Source organism: Helicobacter pylori Shi112 (assembly GCF_000277405.1).
Lineage (GTDB): Bacteria > Campylobacterota > Campylobacteria > Campylobacterales > Helicobacteraceae > Helicobacter > Helicobacter pylori_C.
Genome location: NC_017741.1, coordinates 1,421,523 through 1,443,610 on the forward strand (window position 1 = coordinate 1,421,523; position 22,088 = coordinate 1,443,610).

General features: G+C 33.8%; 17 protein-coding genes and 1 pseudogene. 6 read left to right on the plus strand and 12 right to left on the minus strand.

Annotated elements, in window-relative coordinates:
- The first annotated feature begins 22 nt into the window (after positions 1-22).
- From HPSH112_RS06895 to HPSH112_RS06910, 4 genes are all read left to right on the plus strand, one after another.
- Positions 23-7,882 carry an SNF2-related protein gene (locus tag HPSH112_RS06895; RefSeq protein WP_001169853.1) on the plus strand — a complete coding sequence of 2,620 codons (7,860 nt, stop codon included), beginning with the start codon at positions 23-25 and terminating at the stop codon, positions 7,880-7,882.
- A 265-nt stretch (positions 7,883-8,147) separates the two neighbouring features.
- Positions 8,148-8,804, plus strand: a complete 657-nt coding sequence (locus tag HPSH112_RS06900) for a ParA family protein (RefSeq protein WP_000587367.1) — start codon at positions 8,148-8,150, stop codon at positions 8,802-8,804.
- 84 nt (positions 8,805-8,888) lie between these two features.
- Positions 8,889-9,158, plus strand: a complete 270-nt coding sequence (locus HPSH112_RS06905) for a hypothetical protein (protein WP_000394629.1) — start codon at positions 8,889-8,891, stop codon at positions 9,156-9,158.
- A 31-nt stretch (positions 9,159-9,189) separates the two neighbouring features.
- Entirely contained in the window at positions 9,190-10,374 is a 1,185-nt protein-coding gene (locus tag HPSH112_RS06910; RefSeq protein WP_000665505.1) for a hypothetical protein, read from the plus strand.
- Positions 10,375-10,398: 24 nt separating this feature from the next.
- On the opposite strand, the gene HPSH112_RS06915 is transcribed toward HPSH112_RS06910, so the two are convergent.
- Positions 10,399-12,306 (minus strand): relaxase/mobilization nuclease domain-containing protein, encoded by a 1,908-nt coding sequence (locus HPSH112_RS06915; RefSeq protein WP_001162713.1) that lies wholly within the window; start codon positions 12,304-12,306, stop codon positions 10,399-10,401.
- Positions 12,307-12,586: 280 nt separating this feature from the next.
- On the opposite strand from HPSH112_RS06915, the gene HPSH112_RS06920 reads away from it, so the two are divergent.
- Together HPSH112_RS06920 and HPSH112_RS06925 are read left to right on the plus strand one after the other, a co-directional pair.
- The gene (locus tag HPSH112_RS06920) at positions 12,587-12,901 is read left to right on the plus strand and encodes a hypothetical protein (RefSeq protein ID WP_000065283.1); all 315 of its coding nucleotides are present in this window, start codon (positions 12,587-12,589) and stop codon (positions 12,899-12,901) included.
- The gene (locus HPSH112_RS06925; RefSeq protein WP_000921941.1) at positions 12,894-13,175 is read left to right on the plus strand and encodes a type II toxin-antitoxin system RelE/ParE family toxin; all 282 of its coding nucleotides are present in this window, start codon (positions 12,894-12,896) and stop codon (positions 13,173-13,175) included. Before HPSH112_RS06920 ends, HPSH112_RS06925 begins: the two co-directional genes overlap by 8 nt.
- 274 nt (positions 13,176-13,449) lie before the next feature.
- Here the strand turns inward: HPSH112_RS06925 and HPSH112_RS08645 are convergent.
- From HPSH112_RS08645 to HPSH112_RS06980, 11 genes and pseudogenes are all read right to left on the minus strand, one after another.
- Positions 13,450-15,178: pseudogene (locus HPSH112_RS08645) on the minus strand (type IV secretory system conjugative DNA transfer family protein).
- Positions 15,179-15,736 carry a hypothetical protein gene (locus HPSH112_RS06935; RefSeq protein ID WP_001167785.1) on the minus strand — a complete coding sequence of 186 codons (558 nt, stop codon included), beginning with the start codon at positions 15,734-15,736 and terminating at the stop codon, positions 15,179-15,181.
- Positions 15,737-16,027 (minus strand): hypothetical protein, encoded by a 291-nt coding sequence (locus HPSH112_RS06940; RefSeq protein ID WP_000159821.1) that lies wholly within the window; start codon positions 16,025-16,027, stop codon positions 15,737-15,739. It abuts the gene before it with no gap.
- Positions 16,024-16,479 carry a hypothetical protein gene (locus HPSH112_RS06945; RefSeq protein WP_000795438.1) on the minus strand — a complete coding sequence of 152 codons (456 nt, stop codon included), beginning with the start codon at positions 16,477-16,479 and terminating at the stop codon, positions 16,024-16,026. Before HPSH112_RS06945 ends, HPSH112_RS06940 begins: the two co-directional genes overlap by 4 nt.
- A complete protein-coding gene (locus HPSH112_RS06950) occupies positions 16,476-17,417 on the minus strand; it encodes a CpaF/VirB11 family protein (RefSeq protein WP_000625127.1) in 942 nt (313 codons plus the stop codon). Before HPSH112_RS06950 ends, HPSH112_RS06945 begins: the two co-directional genes overlap by 4 nt.
- Entirely contained in the window at positions 17,417-17,716 is a 300-nt protein-coding gene (locus tag HPSH112_RS06955; RefSeq protein WP_000660134.1) for a hypothetical protein, read from the minus strand. The genes HPSH112_RS06950 and HPSH112_RS06955 overlap by 1 nt, the downstream gene beginning before the upstream one ends.
- Complete coding sequence (locus HPSH112_RS06960; protein WP_000564645.1) at positions 17,713-17,976, minus strand: hypothetical protein; 264 nt, start codon at positions 17,974-17,976, stop codon at positions 17,713-17,715. Before HPSH112_RS06960 ends, HPSH112_RS06955 begins: the two co-directional genes overlap by 4 nt.
- The gene (locus HPSH112_RS06965) at positions 17,969-18,262 is read right to left on the minus strand and encodes a hypothetical protein (protein ID WP_000773943.1); all 294 of its coding nucleotides are present in this window, start codon (positions 18,260-18,262) and stop codon (positions 17,969-17,971) included. Before HPSH112_RS06965 ends, HPSH112_RS06960 begins: the two co-directional genes overlap by 8 nt.
- Before the next feature lie 69 nt (positions 18,263-18,331).
- Positions 18,332-19,567, minus strand: a complete 1,236-nt coding sequence (locus tag HPSH112_RS06970; RefSeq protein WP_000734978.1) for a DNA type IV secretion system protein ComB10 — start codon at positions 19,565-19,567, stop codon at positions 18,332-18,334.
- The gene (locus tag HPSH112_RS06975) at positions 19,564-21,105 is read right to left on the minus strand and encodes a TrbG/VirB9 family P-type conjugative transfer protein (RefSeq protein ID WP_000737117.1); all 1,542 of its coding nucleotides are present in this window, start codon (positions 21,103-21,105) and stop codon (positions 19,564-19,566) included. Before HPSH112_RS06975 ends, HPSH112_RS06970 begins: the two co-directional genes overlap by 4 nt.
- Positions 21,105-22,088, minus strand: coding sequence for a VirB8 family type IV secretion system protein (locus HPSH112_RS06980; protein ID WP_000416481.1), 984 nt, complete (start codon positions 22,086-22,088; stop codon positions 21,105-21,107). Before HPSH112_RS06980 ends, HPSH112_RS06975 begins: the two co-directional genes overlap by 1 nt.

Sequence of the window (22,088 nt, forward strand, 5' to 3'; positions counted from 1 at the left end):
AACCTATTCCAAAGGACTACACATGCAAAAAAAGAAAGCTAAAAACCCACAACCGAATTTATTTAGCATCTTAGATAATGGCGATATTGCAACAAACAATCTTGCTGAAGAATCAGACAAGGTCAATGAAACACAAGAGCCACTCCCTTATGTCGTAAAAACTCAAATCAATACAGCAAGAATGATTTCTAGAAATCCTATTGAATGGGCAAGGTATTTAAGCTTTGAAAGACGAGTGCATAAGGATAATAGTAGAGAAGATGTCAATTTCTTTGCTAATGGTGAGATAAAAGAAAGTTCTCGTGTTTATGAAGCGAATGAGAAAGGGTTTGAAAGGCGTATAACTAAAAAATACGATCTGATTGATAGAAATAAAGAATTTTTTTCAAAAGAAATTGACATTTTAACCTACAAAAACAGCTTAGAAGAATTGAAAGAGCAAGGTTTAGAAATCCAATTGACCCACCACCATGAAACGCATAAGAAAACCTTAGAAAATGGCAATGAAATCGCTAAAGAATACGACTATCTTAAAGATATTTATCACGAAGTAGAAAGAACAAAAACTGGTGAATTGGTAAGAGGAATAATCCCTAGTATTTCTAGCGCTGAGTATTTTAAGCTCTATAACAAACTGCCTTTTGAATCCATAAACAATGAAAATACCAAACTGAATACTAATAACACTATTAAAAATACAATAGAGACTAATGCTTCTAACAATATTATTCAAAATAATGATAATAATAATCCAAATTTAAGCATTGCTGATTTAGAATTAGAGCAACAGAATTTAGGAGAACAAAATGGAAAAGAAAGAACAAATCGCGCAGATGAGCCGAATAGAACTAGAGCAGGAATTCCGCAAGAAATTCACCGCAGAAGCGAACATGGAGGACAGCAAGAGGGAGTGGAGCGATCGAGTGATGAAGAACTTTTACACCAAGACTCTAGTTTATTTATTGAGCCTAGAGAGCAGGGAGGAACAAGAGGAGTTTATAGATCTAGCGACCAACAGGCAGTTTCAGAAAAATCCCATAGAGAGAGAGATAAACTACATGAACATGTATCTAGAGGAGATGGAGTATCAGCAAGAGCAGATACAAGAGCAGATAGCAATGGAGCATCAAGTCAAGCAAGCCGAATGGAAAATGGAGCAAGAAGCGAAGAAAAGGGGGATAATCCCAGCGATGAGAGAGGAGTATCACCCACACCGCAATCCCCATCTCATCAACAAAATAGCTCCAGAGATTTGGGGCTTTCTCTCTCTAGAGAACAGCCAGGACAGACTGGACGCTTACGCCTTTTTGATCATGGACAGATGGGCTCATTATTTCCCACAGACCATGAAAACCAAAGATCAAAGAACGATAATGAGCTTGATAGAAGCAGTAATAGAACAAACGAAAATGGAGACAAAAGCCCTAGACAGAATGGAAGCGCAAATCAAGAGAGCGCAAGGAGTGAGCGATATGGAATTGCTCAAGGAAGCTCAAGTCAATCAGTATTACCACTTGCTCAAAGCCGATTACATCATGCAGGACTCAGCACACCAAATGGACTTGGAAACCTTGAAGAAGACAGGGATCAAGAGAGAGGACTTTTATCAAATTTAGACCATTTAGAAAGCCTGCTTAACGCTATTAGAAACAACACCATAGCGAGTGAGCCTGACTTTAGAACTAGGCTCTTAGAAGCCATTCAAAACAACGAGCCTTTAAAAGATAGCATTGTAGGGATGCAGCTCCTTAAAGACCCTACGACTAAAATCTTTTATGACAAATTCCAATTAAAAATCAGCCCTAAAAAAGTATTAGAGATTTTAGAAAATCGCATTAAAAAATCCATTGAAACAGCGAATGAAACGCTAAACGCATTCAACGCGCTGGATAGTCAAGCCATTGATGGAAACGCTATTTCTAATAGTGTAGGATTAAATCCCACACAAGAGAGTGGGATAACAGACAATAGCGTAGAGTTAAATAACGCTCAAGAACAAACCGCGCAAGAGCAAGACACGCAAGAAAACGCGCAAACCACGATAAAACAAGAAACACCAACCGCACCAGCCATCCCCCTTAATCCTAAAATAGATTTTAAACCGAGCGAAGAAGTTTTAATTAAGGGAGCTAAAACTCGCTACAAGGCTAACATAAAAGCCATTGAGCTTTTAAAAGAATTGCAAGCCAAACAAGAGATCTTAAAAGGCGATTATTACGCCACTCAAGAAGAGCAAAAAATCCTAGCGCAATTTAGCGGATGGGGTGGGTTAGAAAGCTACTTTAAAAAGGATCAACGCCCTGAAGAATTTAAGGAATTAAACGCCTTACTCACTAAAGATGAATTCAGAAGAGCTTATTCAAGCACAAGAGACGCTTACTACACCCCTAAATTAGTTATTGATAGCATTTATCAGGGATTAGATCAATTAGGGTTTAATAACGACAACCATCAAAAAGAAATCTTTGAACCCAGTTTAGGCACAGGCAAATTCATCGCTCATGCGCCAAGCGATAAGAATTACCGCTTTATGGGAACAGAATTAGATCCTATTAGCGCTAATATTTCTAAATTCCTTTACCCTAATCAAGTCATCAACAACACCGCTTTAGAAAACCACCAATTCTATCAAGAATACGATGCGTTTGTGGGCAATCCTCCTTATGGCAGTCATAAAATCTATAGCTCCAATGACAAAGAATTGAGTAACGAGAGCGTTCATAATTACTTTTTAGGGAAAGCTATCAAAGAATTGAAAGATGATGGCATAGGAGCGTTTGTGGTGAGTTCTTGGTTTATGGATGGTAAAAACCCTAAAATGAGAGAACACATCGCGCAAAACACCACTTTTTTAGGAGCGATAAGATTGCCTAATAGCGTGTTTAAAGCAACAGGCGCTGAAGTGAGTAGCGACATTGTGTTTTTTAAAAAAGGCGTTGATGGAGCAACCAATCAAAGCTTCACTAAAGCTATGCCTTATTATGACAAGATCATTGATAGCTTGGATAATGACACCCTTTTTGCCTTGCAAAACAACCGCTTTGATAGTTTTACTCCTAGCGATCAACTTAAGATTGTCAATGCGATTGCAAGCCATTTTGGTTTCAAACAAGAAAAATTGCAACGCTGGTATGAAAAAATAGACACCGCTAACTTTGGCTACAGAGAACAAGACTATAAGATCATCAAAGGCTTCATTGATAAAGTTGGCGAGAATAATATCAATCTCAACGAACAAACCTTAAATGAATACTTTATCCACCACCCTGAAAACATTCTAGGGCATTTGAGTTTGGAAAAAACCCGCTATAGCTTTGAAATAAATGGCGAACAAATTTACAAATACGAGTTGCAAGCTTTAGAGGATAAAAGCTTAGACTTATCCCAAGCTCTTCATCAAGCGATAGAAAAATTGCCTAAAGATGTCTATCAATACCATAAGACTACCTTTAAAACAGACGCTCTCATTATTGATGCAAATAACGAACGCTATCAAGAAGTTCAAAAGCTTATCAAAAATTTAGAAAGGGGGGAATTAGTCAAGTGGGATAATCTTTATTTCCAACTAGAACAAAATAATGAAAGGGGCATTTTTTTAAAACCCACTAAAATCAACTCTAAAGTCCAAGATTCACGACTAAAAGCCTATTTTAAAATTAAAGACGCTTTGAATGATTTAACGAGTGCAGAATTAAGCCCCTTAAGCTCTGATTTGGAGCTAGAAAGTAAAAGAGTTAGGCTCAATCTTGTTTATGATGAATTTGTCAAGAAATTTGGCTATCTCAATGAGAATAAAAATCGTAAGGATATCAAACAAGATTTGTATGGCGCTAAAGTCTTAGGATTAGAAAAAGACTTTGAAAAAGAAATCACCCCTAGAAGCGCCAAAATGCAAAACATAGAGCCAAGGCAAGCTCAAGCTAAAAAAGCTCAAATCTTTTTTGAAAGGACTTTAAACCCTAAAAAAGAACTTATTATCACTAACGCCAAAGAGGCATTAATTGCAAGCATCAATCAAAAAGGGGGTTTAAATTTGCATTTCATTAGAGATCATTTCGCAACCCAAAGCTTAGAAACCACGATTAAAGAACTTTTAGAGCAAAAACTTATTTATAAAGACCACAAGGATAATGGCGACTATGTTTTAGCGAACGATTATTTGAGCGGCAATGTGAAAAGAAAACTCAAAGAAGTTAAAGAAGCCATCAATCAAGGCGTGGAGGGATTAGAGGCTAATGTGAAAGATCTAGAGCTGATTATCCCTAAAGATTTGAAAGCCACTGAAATCATGGCTAATATCAACAGCCCTTGGATACCCACTCAGTATTTAGAAGAGTTTTTAATAGAATTAGCCGCTAACCATTATGAAAAGCAATACGGCGATAAAATGACAGATTACCAACTAGGCAATCTCAAAGAAGGCATCAAAGTAGAACACCTAAGCGGTGCTTATGAAGTTTTGGTTAGAAACAATGAATTAAACGAGCTTTATGGTATTAGGCATAAAGACAAACCGCATTCTTATAAAGCGCCTTTTGAAAGCCTTTTAATAAAAGTCTTAAACAACAAGGATTTGAGCGTTAAATACGCCCAAGTTGATCCTAATGACCCTAAAAAAGAAATCTTTATCACTGATGAAGAGCAAAGCAATCTCGCTAGACAAAAAGCAGAAGAATTGAAAGAAGCTTTTAAAGACTGGATTTATAAGGATTATACAAGAAGAACCCATTTAGAGCAAATCTATAATGACACTTTCAACAATTCTGTTTTAAAAACCTATGATGGCTCGCAATTAGAACTAGAGGGCTTTAACCACCATATCAGCTTGCGCCCCCACCAAAAGAACGCTATTTTTAGAACCATCCAAGACAGGGCGGTGTGTTTAGACCATCAGGTTGGAGCAGGCAAGACTTTGTGCGCTATAGCCAGTTGCATGGAACAAAAACGCATGGGGTTAGTGAATAAAACGCTCATTGCCGTGCCTAACCATTTAACCAAGCAATGGGGCGATGAATTTTATAAGGCTTACCCTAACGCTAATGTGTTAGTTGTTGATAGCAAGGACATCACTGAAAAAGAAAGAGAGCTTTTATTCAATCAAATCGCTAACAACAATTATGACGCTGTGATTATCGCGCACACCCATTTGGAATTATTGTCTAACCCTAGAGGAATCATAGAAGAATTGAAAGAAGAAGAACTAGTGAATGCCGAAAAAAACTTTGAAAGGCAAGAACTGGCTTATAAAAATAACCCTAGAGAAACTAAAAAACCCAATGAAAGAGCCTTTAAAAGCAAGCTGGATAAAATCCGTGCTAAATACGATGCGATTTTAGAAAAACAAGGCTCTCATATTGATATTAGTCAAATGGGGATTGACAATTTGATTGTGGATGAAGCCCACTTATTCAAAAATCTAGCCTTTGAAACTTCTATGGAAAAAATTGCAGGGCTTGGTAACCAACAAGGCTCTAATCGCGCCAGAGATTTGTTGATTAAAACGCGCTACTTGCATCAAAACAATAAGAAAATCATGTTTTTAACCGGCACGCCTATAGCTAATTCCTTGAGTGAAATGTATCACTTGCAACGCTACCTGACCCCTGATGTGTTGGAAGAAAGAGGGTTAGAATTCTTTGATGATTGGGCTAAGACTTATGGGGAAGTGGTGAATGATTTTGAATTAGACACTTCCGCTCAAAGTTATAAAATGGTTAATCGCTTTTCTAAATTTAGCGATGTGCAAGGCTTAAGCACCATGTATAGAGCTTTTGCGGATATTGTCTCCAATGATGATATTTTAAAGCATAACCCCCACTTTGTGCCTAAAGTGTATGGGGATAAACCTATCAATGTGGTGGTGAAAAGAAGCCAAGAAGTGGCTCAATTTATTGGCGTGGCTGATGAAAATGGCAAATATAATGAAGGCTCTATCATTGATAGGATGCAAAAATGCGAGGGCAAGAAAAGCAAAAAAGGGCAAGACAATATCCTTTCTTGCACCACAGACGCTAGAAAAGTGGCTCTGGATTACCGCTTGATTGACCCTAACGCTAAAGTAGAAAAAGAATTTTCTAAAAGCTATGCTATGGCAAAAAATATCTATGAGAATTATTTAGAAACTAATGCCACTAAAGGCACACAACTTGGTTTCATAGGTCTATCCACACCCAAAACCCATAGCCAAAAAGTGAGTTTAGAAGCGCTAGATAACGCTCATGAGATAGAAAATAAAAATCCCCTAGATGAAGCTCAAGAACTTTTAGAGAGCTTGTCTAGTTATGATGAAAATGGCAATCTTATCGCTCCTAGCAAGAAAGAATTAGAGAACGAGCTCAAAGAGAAAGAGGCTAAAAGCGTCAATTTAGATGAAGAGCTAGCTAAAGGCTGTAAGTTTGATGTTTATAGCGATGTTTTAAGGCATTTAGTCCAAATGGGTATCCCACAAAATGAAATCGCTTTCATCCATGACGCTAAAACCGAAGAGCAAAAACAGGATTTGTTTAAAAAGATTAATCGTGGCGGAGTCAGGGTATTATTGGGCAGTCCCGCTAAAATGGGCGTAGGCACTAATGTGCAAGAAAGATTAGTCGCTATGCATGAATTAGATTGCCCATGGAGACCTGATGAATTGTTGCAAATGGAAGGGCGTGGGATAAGACAAGGCAATATTTTGCACCAAAACGATCCTGAAAATTTTAGAATGAAAATCTATCGCTACGCCACTGAAAAAACTTATGATAGCCGTATGTGGCAAATCATAGAGACTAAATCTAAAGGCATAGAGCAATTTAGAAACGCGCACAAATTAGGCTTGAATGAATTAGAAGACTTTAACATGGGGAGTTCTAATGCGAGTGAGATGAAAGCAGAAGCAACAGGTAATCCCTTAATTATTGAAGAAGTCAAATTGAGAGCTGAAATCAAAAACGAAGAAGCAAAATACAAAGCTTTCAATAAAGAAAATTACTTCAATGAAGAGAATTTGAAAAACAACTCCTCTAAATTGGATTATCTTAAACAGGAATTGAAAGATTTAGAAACGCTTCAAAGCTCTGTAATGATCCCCACTCATACAGAGATCAAGCTCTATGATTTGAAAAATGAAGAGAGTAAGGATTATGAGCTTATCAAAGTTAAAGAAGTAGAGCCTTTAAAAGAAAACGCCTCTATGAGTGAAGAATTAACGCACAAAAAACTCAAAGAACAAAACAAGCAAATAGCCGAACAAAATAAAGAAAAGCTAGATGCTATTAAAAAGCAATTTGCAAGCAATTTGAACGACTTGTTTTTCAATGAGGAAAGAGATTGTAAGCTTTTAGAATACAAGGGCTTTGTGGTGAATGCTTATAAAACTAAGTATCAAGTGGAGTTTAGTTTAAACCCTAAAGACAATCCAAATATTGCCTATAGCCCTAGCAATATGGTTTATAAAAACGATACTGCCAACATGTTTAGCTCTTATAATTTCTGCGGCGAGATTAAATTTGATGGGTTTTTAAAAAGATTGGATAACGCTATCACTAAACTCCCTGAAAAAATCAAGGAATTAGAAAACTCCATTAAAATCACTCAAGAAAATATCGCTAAATACACAAGATTAGTGGAACAAAAACCTCCTTACCCACGACTAGAATACTTGCAAGCTTTAAAATGGGATCATAAAACTCTAATAGATGATTTAGCTAAAATGAGCAAAGACAGAGATTATAAGCCTGTGTTCAACCCTAAATCTCAAGAAGTCTTAGAGAAAATGAACGCTGAAAAAAGAGCGAGTTTAGAGAATGAGGGTGTAACAGAAGAGATAAAAGAACAAGCCAAAGAAGAAGTGCATAGACCAATGAAAAAAGCATCTAGTGGTGATTACGACATGGGGATGTGAGTTTCACTAATACTTTCAATAACATGTTATTAAGTAATGTTATTGAATTTAGCGTAATGCCTTTTAATATTCTTTTTCTCTAAACTTTTCCCTTTTTAAAAACACCCTAAAAAACCACCACTAATAAAATTCTACTAACATTTCAAAAAGAACTAATAGATAATATAACTATTTACAATAACATATTATTAAGTTTTTCTATTTTATATACTTTTAAGCTATTTATCTTTAAAATATGTTTAACAAAATGATAAAGGAATAAGAGATGATAATCACCATAGCTAATGAAAAAGGAGGGAGCGGTAAATCCACTTTGTGCTTGAACTTGTGTATTCAATTATTGCTAGACAAGAAAGATATTGCCGCATTAGACACTGATAGTCAAAAGAGTTTGGAAGTGTTCAATAATATTAGAAGTGAAACAAGTTTGCCCAATTTCACGCTCTTTAATCGCACAGGCAATATCACAGACACCTTAAAACAGATGATGGATAAATACGAATACATCCTTATTGATACTAAGGGCGAACATTCTAAAGAAAGCCAAAGGGCTATGTTATTGAGCGATTGGGTGCTAATACCCACCACGCCAAGCCAACTAGACACAGCGGTGCTATTAGACATGCTAGAAAGGATTAGGGACATCCAAGCGTTGAATGAAAACTTAAAAGCTTGTATTGTGATGAACCGCATCCCTACTATCCCCACTCTTAAAGAGAAAAAAGCTCTCATTGATTTTATCAACCAAAATAACGCTAATGAAAGCGTGTTTTTAATGGATAATGTATTAAGCGAAAGGATAGCTTATAAGCGTTCAGTGAGTGAAGGTATGGGCGTGATGGAATACAATGATAATAAAGCTAAAAACGAATGGTCTCAATTCTATGATGAATTGAGCGGGTATTTAAGGATCAAAAAATGATGAAATGGTAGAATTTATAGTTTAATTCTAAATAACGCTTAATTGTGTTATGATATTAAAAACAATCTACTTTAAAGGATAAATATGGAATTTAAAAACACTAAAAAAGACAGGTTGAGCGATTTAGAAAATCGCTTTGAAAATGCCAACAAACATGAAAAAGAAGATAGGAAAAAAGCCCACACGCTCTATATTTCAGAGAAAGTGATGGATAGCGTAGAAGAGTATTTGAATGAATTTGGAGCGTTCAGAGAAAATAAAAGCGTGTTTGTTCAAGACGCTATTGTTTTTTATTTAGAACACAAGAAAAAAGAAATGAAGCAAATACTTTTAGATAAGGCGAGCAAGTTGTGATTTTATGGTGTTTTCATACCAAGGAGCTTAAATGAAAGAAACAAGACTTTTAAAGTTGAGGGCGTTGGGTTTAGCATGTTTAATGGGATTAGGCGTGAGTGGGTGTGCGTTTTTAGACAAGCAAATTTTAAACGACCACTTGACTAAGGCTAAAAACAATCCAAAATACGATTGCCAAAAAGAAATGTGGTCTTTCCCTAAAAAATACGATGGGATAAATCAGTGTTTAAAGGCTCAAGAAGAGCTTATCGAACCGATTATCACTAAAAAGATTGATCAGTATCAATGCGATGATTTCACTAATGAAGGCTTAAAAGATAAGTGCTTTAAAAGAAACGATGCCTACTTAAACACTCTTTTAACGCCCATCATTCAAAAACAAGAGCGTCGTTTTAGCTGCTCTGACTTCCATAACCCAGAACTAAAAGAACAATGCATGGATAAAACTAACGCTTATGAAAATCAAAAAAAAGGGCAAGAAAGACTGATTAATCTTGCGCAATTAGAAGCGTTTGAAAAAGAATACGCGCAATACAAACCATACATTATCCCTTACTTCACCAAAGAATGCGTTAAAAATGCGCCCAATTTAGCTAACAAGGAAAGACTATGCCAAAAAGAAGTGCATGAAAAATTTAGCGATCCTTATTCTAGCTCTAAAGAATTGAGCGTTAAATCAGCTATTTCTTTTTGCATTAAAAAAGTTGGTGCTAAATTAGAAAAAGCCGCTCTTATGAATGGCGTTTATATAAGCCCTTATAAAAAATCCACCCATTGCCAAAGAACACATTTAGAAAATAAGAGCTTGAAAGAAATCGCTTTAGAGATGAACCCTAAATTAGAAAAGCAAAGCCCTTTTATTGATGCGCACCAAATGGCTATTCAATCTGCGGAGCTGTTGAGAAAGAATAAAGGCGTCTTAATCGCTTTTGCTACAGATATTTGCATGGAGCGTAACGAACACAAAAAAGAAGAGTTTAAAAGCCTTAAAGAAGCTTGCACCCAAGAGCAAGCCAAAGCCTATAACCACAAAGAGCGCTTTGACAAATTCATACAAGATTATCAAAAAGGCTTAAAAACTTGTCTTTTAGACACTTCTAACACTAAAGAAGAAGTGGAGCAAAATTTTTCACAATGCCAAAAAGAGCAATTGAGAGACGATAACAAAGCCTTGGGCTTCACTTTAGAAGAATTGGTTAAAAAATACGCTAAGTAAAATTATTTAATTTTATGGATGGTTTTAAAAATCCATTTCATGGTTATTGTTAGGGTTTGTGGGTTCATTGGTAGTTTTGTTAAAATCTTGAGTGGTATTTTTGAGTGCGTTTGTGTTTTCTTGTGTGTCTTGTGTAACGGCTGTGATTTGATGGTTGCTTTGCAAGTTTTCTAAAGCTATACTTGCACTTTTCAATAAGGTTTTAAAGCATTGTAATTCTTTCTGCAAAAAATTAAGCGATTTTTCACAGCGTTTAATGATTTTATCCCTTTGCCCTCTTTCATAAATAGGCAAATCATTTTCATTGGCCTGTGTTAAAAATTTTAAATCTTTTGATAGCTCCATAGCTCTAGTTTCTAAGAATTCTTTTCGCTTCTTAGCAAAACAATAGTTTTTCTCTTCAAGTCTTTTTAAATGTTCTAAAAGATTAAGCCAAGCTTGTTTGTCTAATAAATTGCCTTGTGGGTTAGAATTTTTAACACTATCATCTATCTTTTTCATTTCAAACCTAGCAATATTAACAAGTAAAGCACTATCTTTAAAAAACTTAGCCACTAAAAACATATTGCCTTTATCAGTCAAGCTTAAATTTTGATAATTCATATACCTAAAAAATTCAAAAGCTCTTTGCGAAATACTATGTCTATCGCTTTTAAAATTTAAAGCAATTTTTTCTAAATTTTTAACAATGCTTTTGCTTATAAAAACTTTGCTCATGCTTTTTAGTCTAGTGTAAAGCTCAAAGCGTTTTTTTGAATGGGATAAATCAGCTTCTAAATCTTTGCTAAATTCTTCCTTCAAGACTTTTAAATCTTTATAATCTTTCTCTAAAGCTATAATCTTTTTCTGTGTGGCAAAAAGTTTTTTGGTAGTATAAAGATAATCTTTTATTAAAGGGCTTTTACAGACAACCAATTTTTGAGTTTTTTTATAAGTGTTTTTGGGGGTTAAAGATTCTTTATTTAACCATTTTATTTCTTTAAGTTGTTGGTTAAGTTCTTTTTCATTTATTGGGGGCGTGAATTTTTCTTTTTCCCAATGTGTTTTTTCTAATAAACTTTTTAGACTATCTAAATGATCAGATAGGGCATTTTCTCTTTTTTTCAAGCTTTCTATTTGAGAAGTTGCACTGCCCAAAACTTTATAGAAATAGTTTTCATACCTAAAACTCTTATTGTTTCTAGCCTGTTTTTCTAGCGTATCTAACTCTGTTTCTATGTCTTTAATCACCTTATAAATATTAGGCGTGTTAGAATATTGCAATTCGCCTTTTGAGTTAGCAAATAAATAATCTTTAAATGTTTCTCTTAGTGTGTGGTAAAACTCTTTACAGCTGTCTTTAGAATTAAAGCGTAGTTGCTTATTGGTAATTCTGTTAGTCTTGTTGATAATCACATGCGCATGCGGATTGTTTTGGTGTGTATGGAGTTTCATTATAAAAGGATAATCATAACCTAGCGTGTTAGTGAGTGTTTGATACACGCTTAATTCTAAAGCTTTTAAATTTTTTTCATTACAATTTTCATCAATGCTAAACACTAGATGTAAAGCGCAATTTTTAACACGGCTCTTATTTTCTAATAATTTTTCAAATTGCTCATTCCATTGCTCTGCTATATCATTATAATTAACTTCATTAAAAAATTCATCTCTCACTAGCTCACCATGTTTAGCGATATAATCCATCGCCCTTTTTGAATGCAAGCGTGTCATATTGCCTATGTTTTTGATGACCACTTGTTTTTGCGGATCTCTTAAACGCATAAATTCTTCTTGTGTAAGTTGAGTTAAATTTTTAGCAAACTTTTCCACTTCTTTATAGTAGCGTTTAGCATAAGTGTATTGTACCTTAAGCGTCTTTTTGGGCTTGATGATCTCATAATCAAAAAGCTCATCGCTTTCAAAGTCTTTATAACTTTTTTCTAACGCCATTTTATTCTCCCAAAAATTTTGTCGCTTGTTTTAATTTTTTAGCTTTTATTCTACATTATTCCCCCTTTTTAAAGTGCAGGATAACACTTCAACTCCGTAAAAATTGAAGTCAATTTGACCTTACAGGTAGCTAAAACACGCACTTTTAAGATATTCTTAAATCAAACTTAATTAAAAAAACTTATTTTAAAACTTTCAATTCACTCTTTTCAAACCAATTTTTTACAAGAATTTGGGCTATAATCTCTCTTAACAATCTCTCATTAAAAAGGAGTCCAATATGTCAAATATTATTACAGATTACTCGCAATACAATGAAAAACAACTGCACAATTTCTTAAACGCCATTGAAAAACAATTGCTTAAGGCAGAAGGGGATAAAAAAAAGGCGATAAAAAAAATCCAAGAGTGTGAATTGCAAGAACAAATGATCAGACAAGTTTTAGCCCAAAAACATTCTCAAGAAAAAGAACCCACACAAAGTTTGTTAAATACGATCGCCTCAAAAGATAACCCAGAATGCGATGTTTCGTTTGGAGACTTCAATGATTTTTTACAAATAGCAAAACAAGAAAGAGAAAGGCGTAATGCTTAAAGTCAGAACTAAGAAAGATTTTCTTAAAGACTTTAATAAGCATATCTTATCCGGGCGTATTACAGAAAGCGATGTTACAAGCGTTGTTGATTGCCTCAAAGAGCAAAAACCACTCCAACAAAAGTATTGCGACCATGCCTTGAGCGGCAATCTTAAAGGACTGAGAGAATGCCATGTCAAGCCAAACTTGTTATTGATTTATGAAATCAAAAAACAAGAAAACGAACTTGTTTTATTGCGTCTAGACACTCATAGCGAGCTATTTAAAAAGTGATCAAACACTAAAAAAATTTATCTACAACAACAATCCGTGCTAATTTTTAATTTAAGTTGCGCTAACTCTAAAATAGAGCATGCTAATTTCTAAAAATAAGCTGTGCTAAGCTACACTACAAAAATGTTAATCTTTATCTTAAATCTTACTAATCATCTAACGCAAATCTGTGTTAGAAATTGGTGCATTCTTTTTTAGCAACAAGGATAAGAAGTTGCAGAAAGCGATTTTTAAAAAGCAATTAAAAAGCGCTCATGCAAACTTTTTTAATTCATCAAAACACTTCTTCATTGGGCTTGACTTCCCAGTTAATACGAGAGAGTAATTCTTTGTTTTTGAAATAATAATTCGCTTTTAATTTTAAGGGTTTAGCCTTATGAGCGCTTACTAAAATGATCACTTCATCTTTATCAATATTCATAATGTCTTGCGCGCTCAATAAGTCCCACGCCTCTTTACCTATACTAGAAGTTCCTCCGGTAATGAGTTGTCCTTTTTCTGTAGAGTGGCTTCGTGTTTTTCTAGTCATCTTACCGACTTCTTCGCTCACTTGTTTAGCATATTCTAAATCATCCATTTTGAAAATTACTTTGTAAGCCACGGTGCTATTAACAATTCTTGCATCTTCTCTACCATAATATTTTTCAATAAGAGCGTTGGATTGCGTGATAAAAATTAAAACCACACCATAGCTCCTACTTAATGCGGGCATTTCTAATAAAAAAGGCAATTTACCAAAACGCACAAATTCATCTAAAAACAGATAAACCCTTTCTTCAAATTTCTTACTCTCTTTCAATAAAAGATTTTTAGCAATACTTTCCAAAAGGATACGGATAAGCGGTGCGAGTGTGTCAATATCTGTTTGAGCGATTTTAATATAGAGTGAAATATTATCAGCCCTTAAATCCTCGTATTCAAAACTCATGCTATCTGTAGCGCTTTTAACTTGATAACTTGTAAAGACTTGCATAAAACGGCTATAAACTGATTTAATGCTCGCAAACTCTTTATCATTCGCCTTAGCCCATTTGTTCGCTTCGTTTCTAATAACAGGATCTAACATGCCCTCTTTCATTATAACATTGCCTTGATCGTCTTTTTCTAAATTATTCACAGATCCATCATAATTTTTAGGATTTTCTGGGTCAGTATAGACTTGTTCGGCTACTTGTTTATACCATAGCAATTCCACATTGACATTAGGTTTCATTTTTTTTAACGCCATTTTCTACTTTAGCCATATAACGCCCATTCTCTTTAACAAAACCATTATCACTACTTTGACATTCATATAATTCAGTATAAAATCGGCTTTGTGGATTGATTAAGGGGACATAATTTTTTATAGGAGCGCTTGCAATTTCAAAAAAGGTGCTAGTGTTATGCACACACAAATCATAAAGAGCGTAAAAGACAAATAAATTTTTAGCTTGCTGTGTCCAATGAGGGTCTTTATTTGTCCCATCTTCAGCAAAAATAGTATTACCCACTTCATCTACAAGCCTTCGCTTTCTGTTAAAATCTAATTTTTCTACAATGCGTTTATCAAACGGATTGAATTTAAGCGTGTTATCATTTCCTAAGGGATCAAATACAAAAATTTTATTTTTTAGAACTTGTTGTCTGTAACCAGCCGTTAAATCAAACAACTCCCCTTTAATATCTAACACCACACAAGAGCTAGGCACATTTAAAAGATTAGGCACAGCCACAGCTGCGGTTTTACCACTTCCAGGAGGAGCGATAATTAAAGTAGAAAGCGGAGCATCATAATAAGTAGGCTTAAGTGAATTTAAACCTTTATATAGCCCCACACAAAAACCTTTGTTAAAATTTAAGGTCATAGGATAACTCTTAGAAGAACCTAGCGTAAAGACATCTTTGCAAGCCTTAGGGAAAGTTTTAGTGTAATAATCTTTTTGAATGCTATTAAGCTTATGGAATAAATTGTTGGTTTTATCCTTAAATTTATCTCTTAATGTTTTGAATTTTTCTCTCATTTAAAATAATCCTTTTAGATATTTCATAAATAGCGTTAGTTTTACACTTAAAAATCCCCTAAATATAAAGGTTAAGACACAAGTCACTACTAAAAAAGATAAGATCGTAAAGAAAACCTTAGGTCTTTTCTTGGCAAATTGATAAACTTCATAAAATATACACCCTATAAAAATAGGCAATAGCGTAAAGCTAGAGACAACAAGCATTAGAGGTAAAAACAAAATTAAGAACAAGCCTTTAAGAATATTAAAAATCCTATATTCGTATTTAATAATATCTTTCATTTCAGCCCAAACTGCCTTGCCATGACTATCCATATTGCGCCCATTAAAAAATAAGTAGGCTGTCAAAAATAGCGGTAATAACGCACAAAAGAATGAAAAATAAATCTCAAATTTAAAATGGGGAAAATTATGCAGATTAAGAATAATCTTTTTTAGATAGTTATAACTCGCTAAAAAACTAGGAAAATCTAAGAAATAATGCGATACACCTAAAAAAATAAAAGGAATGGCTAAAATAGAAATGATATAGCAATAAGGCTTATAAATTTGCATTTATTCTACTTTGATTTTATTATCTAATAAACTCATAAAATACATAAAATCATTCTCAAAACTCTCATCTTTCATAAACTCTTCAAACTCCTCTTCGCTTTTAACCCAAACTTCACTAATATATTCCATTAAAAGAGTGAAATTTTCTTTTAGATTTTCTTGTAATATTTTTGCTTGATTTTCATCTTTTAGAAAATGGGGAGCATTGATAATGCTTTGAGAACTTTTAATAATAGATGCCATTTTTTCTAAATAATTTCTAATCAAATCAATATCAGTTTCTTTTGTCATAAATTCATCCCTTTAAAAATTTTCTTATCCCCTTTTAAACAATACGCTACGATGAAAGCGCTTTTTTTGATAGCTAGGTTTAAAATTTTTGTTTTTTCGCTCCAAGCTTTCAGTTGTATTTCAATATCTTGCAATAAGCCAAAATGGATAACATTTTCTCCTAAAAGTGCCGCATTATTTAAATGGTAAGCAATCTGGTTAAAATTAGAACAAGTCGCATTCAATGAGTTATATAGCATCGCTAAACTGCCTAAAGCACTTGTGATTTTTTGCTGTTTGTAGAAACTAATTTGGCTATTTAAAATAAGATTTTCTACAATTTTGGTGTAAGACTTGTTATGTCTCGTTTTTAAATCATTTAAAATTTGGACACATCTAACATCCAATAAAAATTCCATCCTTTTAGCACCAACTTTTTGTTTAGATTTTCTATAAAGTCTTGGATTTTTCATAACATCAACTCCTTTTTAAATTCGCTTTTAACATTTAAAACATCATCAATTATCCTATCACTACCTTTTTTTTTGATTTGGATAACATAGTCCATACCAGTGCAAAAATAATCTAAAAGCGTTTCTTTAGGCGTAGGCTTACCGCCTTTATTCAAGTTTATATTCTGACAAATAGCTATAAAAGCATCTGCTACACTATTGGCGTGTAAGGTGCTTATCATTCCGCTATGCCCAGTATTTGCTAAACGCAAAAATAACGCAGTATTATGCGTGTCAATTTCACCTAATAATAATCTATCAGGAGACATTCTCATAGCCGCATTTAATCCATCTTCATAAGTAAAAAATCCGCTCCCACTTTTATCTACTAAAATATTAACTTGGTCTTCGTTACTGATTTTTAACTCAGGACTATCTTCAATAGTAACCACCCTTTCGTTTTTGGGGATATTTTCAATCAAAGAATTAACAAAGCTAGTCTTGCCACTAGTTGTGCCACCACTTATTAAAATATTTTTACCTGCACTTACTAAGCTAAGTAAAAAATCATGGGTAATGTTTTTAGCCAGACATTTCTCACTTAATTTAAAGGCGTTAATTTCAAACTTGAAATTGCTAGGCACTCTGATATTGATAGAAATATTAGAACTAGCAATAATGCTAGGGTGTAATGCGTTAATTCTAATTTGTGTGTAAGGCAAAGAAGTGTTTAACTTATGCGTTTTTAGAGTGAATTTTTGGTTTCTAAAAATGGCTAATTGCTCACAAAAAACTAACAAATAATCATTAGTAAATTTTTCATTAAAACACCTCACTTTTTCCTTTGGGCGGTGCAAGAAATACTCTTTTTCTTTATTAAAAACCACTTCATTTAAATTAGGCTGGCTTAAAATAGGCATAAAGTCATCAAGGTAACTTTTTAAAAGATTAGAAATCATTATGGCTCTCCTTGATGATTATCAAAATCCCTTAACATTTTTTTTTGAAATTCAATGTGCTCTTTTTCTCTTTTATCTTCTATTCTTTTAGCTAAAGAATAGAGATGGTGTATTTTGGAAAGCCTTTTATTATTAGCTTTAATCTCTAGGTTTTTTTCACAAATTTCGTGTTTTTCTAGTAAGTATTCTTGGTAGATTTTATGACTTGTGAGTTTTAGATTAGATAACTCTTTTTCTAAATCCAGTTTATCTAATTCATTAAGCTCTAATTTTAATAATTTGTCTAATTTTTCTTTCATAATTGTTTCCTTAAGTTTTCTAGTTCTTTTAATAAACTATTGAGTTCTTGCTGTTTTTGTTCACACAACCTATAAGTCTCATCAAATTTTTTTTGGATTTCAACATTTTTGCTCACATAGGAGGCATAAAAATCTAAATCCTTAATTTTAGAATTTCTAGGCTTTTTAGGTTTTTTATCTTTTTTAGGCGCTTCTAAAATGGGCCGCTCTTCATTTAAATGAGCAAGCTTTTTATCGCAATTAAAATTTTCATCAATCATTGCTATAAGTCCTTTCTATATCAAAAATAATTTCAAGCGGTTTCTCGTTTTGGATAATCTTTTTTGAAAAATGCTCTTCGGTATTTAAAATTTCTGAAACCAGCCTTTCAGTAATCCTTGCTTGCATTCTAGATCTTGACTCTTTGATTTCATTTTCTAGGCGTTTATCCATAACTTTTCTTAATTCCATTTGTGCCTCTACTACTTTTTTGCAAAGCTCCACATATTCTGTATCTTTGCTTTCTTCTAGAGTGTTCAATAATTCTTCTTTAGGGTTGAGTTTCATTGGTAATCCTTATGTTTAATATTATATTTTAATTTTACACTATTTAGAATAAAATTATTATTAATAGTGCTATTTTGTATCATTGTTTTGCTCCTTTTCTTCATTAAAAAATTTCGCTAAGACTTCATTGTTTTTAGGGATAGGAAACCAAATATCCGTATTAGGACTAATAAAAATATGGCTTCCTTCTCTAATAGTGATAATGGGCTTAATCCTGATTTGCTCTCGCATGATTTGAGCGATAATATCATTTAGGCTGATACCAGTTTGCCTCGTCATTTGCATCATCATGTAATCTCCAAAATAGTTTTGGTTAAAACCACCCTTTTTGTTTTTCATCGCTTCGGTAAGACCGCTAGTAAGACCTATGAGTAGCCCATTTGACAAGGTGCTTAAGGATAAAGGAATACCATAGCGTTCCCAATATTTGTTATGGAGTGTGCCTATCATGCCGTTATAGCCCTTGATATCAGCCCCCTTAGCATCGCTTAGTATAATATTGACCCCTTGTGGCGTGATTATCCTATTCCAAGCAATTTCTAAGCGGTATTCTCCTATTTTGTTATTAGAGTTGTAATAACCTATGGCTCTACTCCCTTTAGGGATTAAAACCGCTCTACCCATCGTTGCGTATATATCACTCTCCACTTGAGCGACTATCTTACTCCCCCCTATTTCACTACTAATAGGAGTGATCAGAATGGCTGGGATCATTCTGTCAGCTGTAATCGTTCTCAAAAGTTTGTTTTCACTGCTAGCTACATTTTTTCTTTTAAAATTTTTAAAACCGCTAGAGCCGTATTCTTTTTCAAGTTCTTGTTTTTCTTTGTATTTTGTATTAGAAACACTATTTTTTATAGAGGTTGGAGGCTGTGTTTCTTTTTGGCTGCTAACACGAGACGCTAAAATCACAAGGCGGGTTTTTTCTTCTTCGTTAGCGGTATTGTAATTGAAGGATGGACTTTGTGGCTTAATAAGCGTTTTATCAAAATCCTTAGGCAAATTTGGTAATTTTTGCACTAGCGCATTAAAATCATCTAAATCTTTTTGTGTTTTTTCTATATTCTCATTAACGCTTTTAGTTTCATCGTTTGGTTTCACTTCATTGATAGTATCTATTTTATTCTTAATGCCTTCGTAAGCTTGAAACAAATAAGATGAAGTAGGGAATTTACCTTGAGAAACATTAACAGCTTTTTCTTTGATTTCTTGTTCGTAAAAAAGAAAAAAACCAGCTAATACAATCACAATAATTAAGCCAATTTTTATGATTTTATGCTCTAAAAGTAAAAGAAGTTTTTTCATTTCTTGTTTTCTTTAATCTCTTTAATAGGGTTTGCTTGATTTTGTTTTGGGGTGTTATTCATCCCCTTTTTATTATTCTCTAAACCATCAGTGGTTTTTGGTCTTTCTATATAGGGGATAGGCACGCAATAATGGGTTTTGATTGTGTGTTTTTTAAGCTTGTTTTTCAAATCTTTTTGCAAAGGCTTGGGAGCTTTTATGATGTTTTTAACCTCTTCTAAAGTCTTAACTTCTTCTTCATTTAAGGATCGGCATTTTTCATTTGGAGTTTGGTTTTTGATTTGATCTAACAACTCCGTTACGCTAATGGCATTTTTAGGTTGAGGCGTAGTGTCTTCAATCAAGTGAACGTTGTTTCGTTTGGCTTTCATGGCTTCATCTTGCTCTAAAAGCCTTTTTAAGCGCATGAAGTCCTTAGATTTTTGGTATTTGTGTTTATCTCTTCTTACGCACACATATTCCTTACCGCTCCTTAAAGTCCATTTTTTAGAAACATCTTCAGCAATAATATAATTCCCTACCACACGGCTATTGATAGGATTATCATACCCATCTACAACCTTATAGGTGTAAGGAAATTTTGAAAAGGCTTGATCTCTGTCATATCTAAAATAAGTGTATTTGCCATCATCAAAGACATCTAGTGCCTTTATATCAAGCGCATCATCACTGGGTTTTTTATAGAGCCACAAACTCCACCAGGTGCGTTTGTGTTTGGGTTTTTGCAAATAACCACGATTGATTTTAGCTTTTTCAATGAAAATGTGATTGACCTCATCTCCAATTCTTATAAACTTGCCATCATCAATTTCCTTGCTCTCATAATTGATTTTTCTGTAGTCAAGCTTTTGTTTGTCTTGTTTATTGGAGCTATTTGTATTTGTTTCTGTTTTAGCCCATTGTTCTTGCTCCCTTTTTTCTAGCTCGTTTTTAGACAAAATATTGAGCTTACCGATAGCCCTTTTATTAGAGACAAACACTGAAAAATAGCTTTGAAATTTGCTAGTGTAAGTGGTGCTAAACAAGTAAAAAGTATAAATTGTTCCGCTCGCTCCGACTACGGTTAGGTTTGTATCCACCCCTATAAGCAAGGGTTTGATCACTAGCATGTTGGACAAGTCGTAATGATCATTAGTGGGGTAAGTGAGTTCAAATCCGCTAGAATCTCCTAAACTCACATAGATAATAGGATCATTGTCAAAAATAAAAGTGGTAGTCATCGCATAGCGTAAGCGGATTTTGTTGGTGTTGCCTGCCACATATAAGACATTAAAATTATTGTCTTGCAATTTTCTATTTTTAGAAAAATACACGCTCTGTAAGGCTTTTAAATCCATAAGCTGTTTGGCTTTTTCTTTGTTTTCTTGTTCTTTGAAACTTTCTAAACTATCAGATTTTGCTGGGATAAGATTGTTGTTTTCTTTGCCATGTTCAAAAGAACTTGTAAGATCAGTTTCATTTGTATGGTTTCTAAAAATATCCTCTTCAGCACTAAGTAAAGCGCAATATAAAAATAGCGATAGAGTGAGTTTTTTCATTATTGTTCCTTAACATCTTTATATTGGCTCATATGAGGGTCTTTTTTCTCGGTATGGATAATCCTAGATTTCACACCATCATCTTTGACTTTATTTTTTTCATCTAGGTCTTTTAAAATCGCAATTTCAGTTACATCATAACCTGTAACAATAAAGCCTGTAGGATTTAAGGGAACAGATTTTGTATCAATTTCAATGGGTTCAAATTCAAAGGTCATAATTATTCTATAACGCTTTTCGCTTTCTAACTTTTCTTTATTAAAAAGTTGTGCGGATATTTCAATATTGGCTTGGGTTTTACTAATTAAAGCGATATTGATAATGCTAATTTTTCGTGTTAGATTGATATTAGTGTAAATGCTATGTTCATAGGAAACAAGTTTTTCAAAAAAATCCCATACTTCAAATGCACTTTGCAATCTAATGGTTTCGTGGGCTATTTCGTTTTGCTCTTTTATATTTGAAATATTTTCTCTATTATTGACATAAGATGCTACCAGTTGTCTTATAAGTGCTTGATTGGCACGAATGCTCTTGTCTGCTCTTTGGACTATGGCAAAATTTTGTGTAGCGTTTGAAAAGGTTACCAAATAAGGCACTTTTTCTTTTAAGGGCAATAAGCATATAATAATGGCTTCTATAAGAGCTAAAGCAAAAAAGAATACCGCACTGCTAAAGATCCAATCGCCAATTTTACGCTCTGCTTGAAAAAGCGCATCAGCTTCTTTGACTCCATCAAACAGCATAGTGCTTTGTAACATATCACGCTTTTTTAGACCAACTTTTTTTAAAAATCCACTGAGTGTTTTTTCTCTTTGTATCTTTTGTTGCTCTTTGGCTTTATCTTTGACTTGTTCTTCAAGCTCTTCTTCGTTTATTGCTTTAGCCTTAACATATTTTTCCCAATCATCGCCATATTTTTCTTTTAATCTTTCTTCTAAAACCTTAGGCAACTCCCATGCGTTCATGCAAACTTTTTCCAT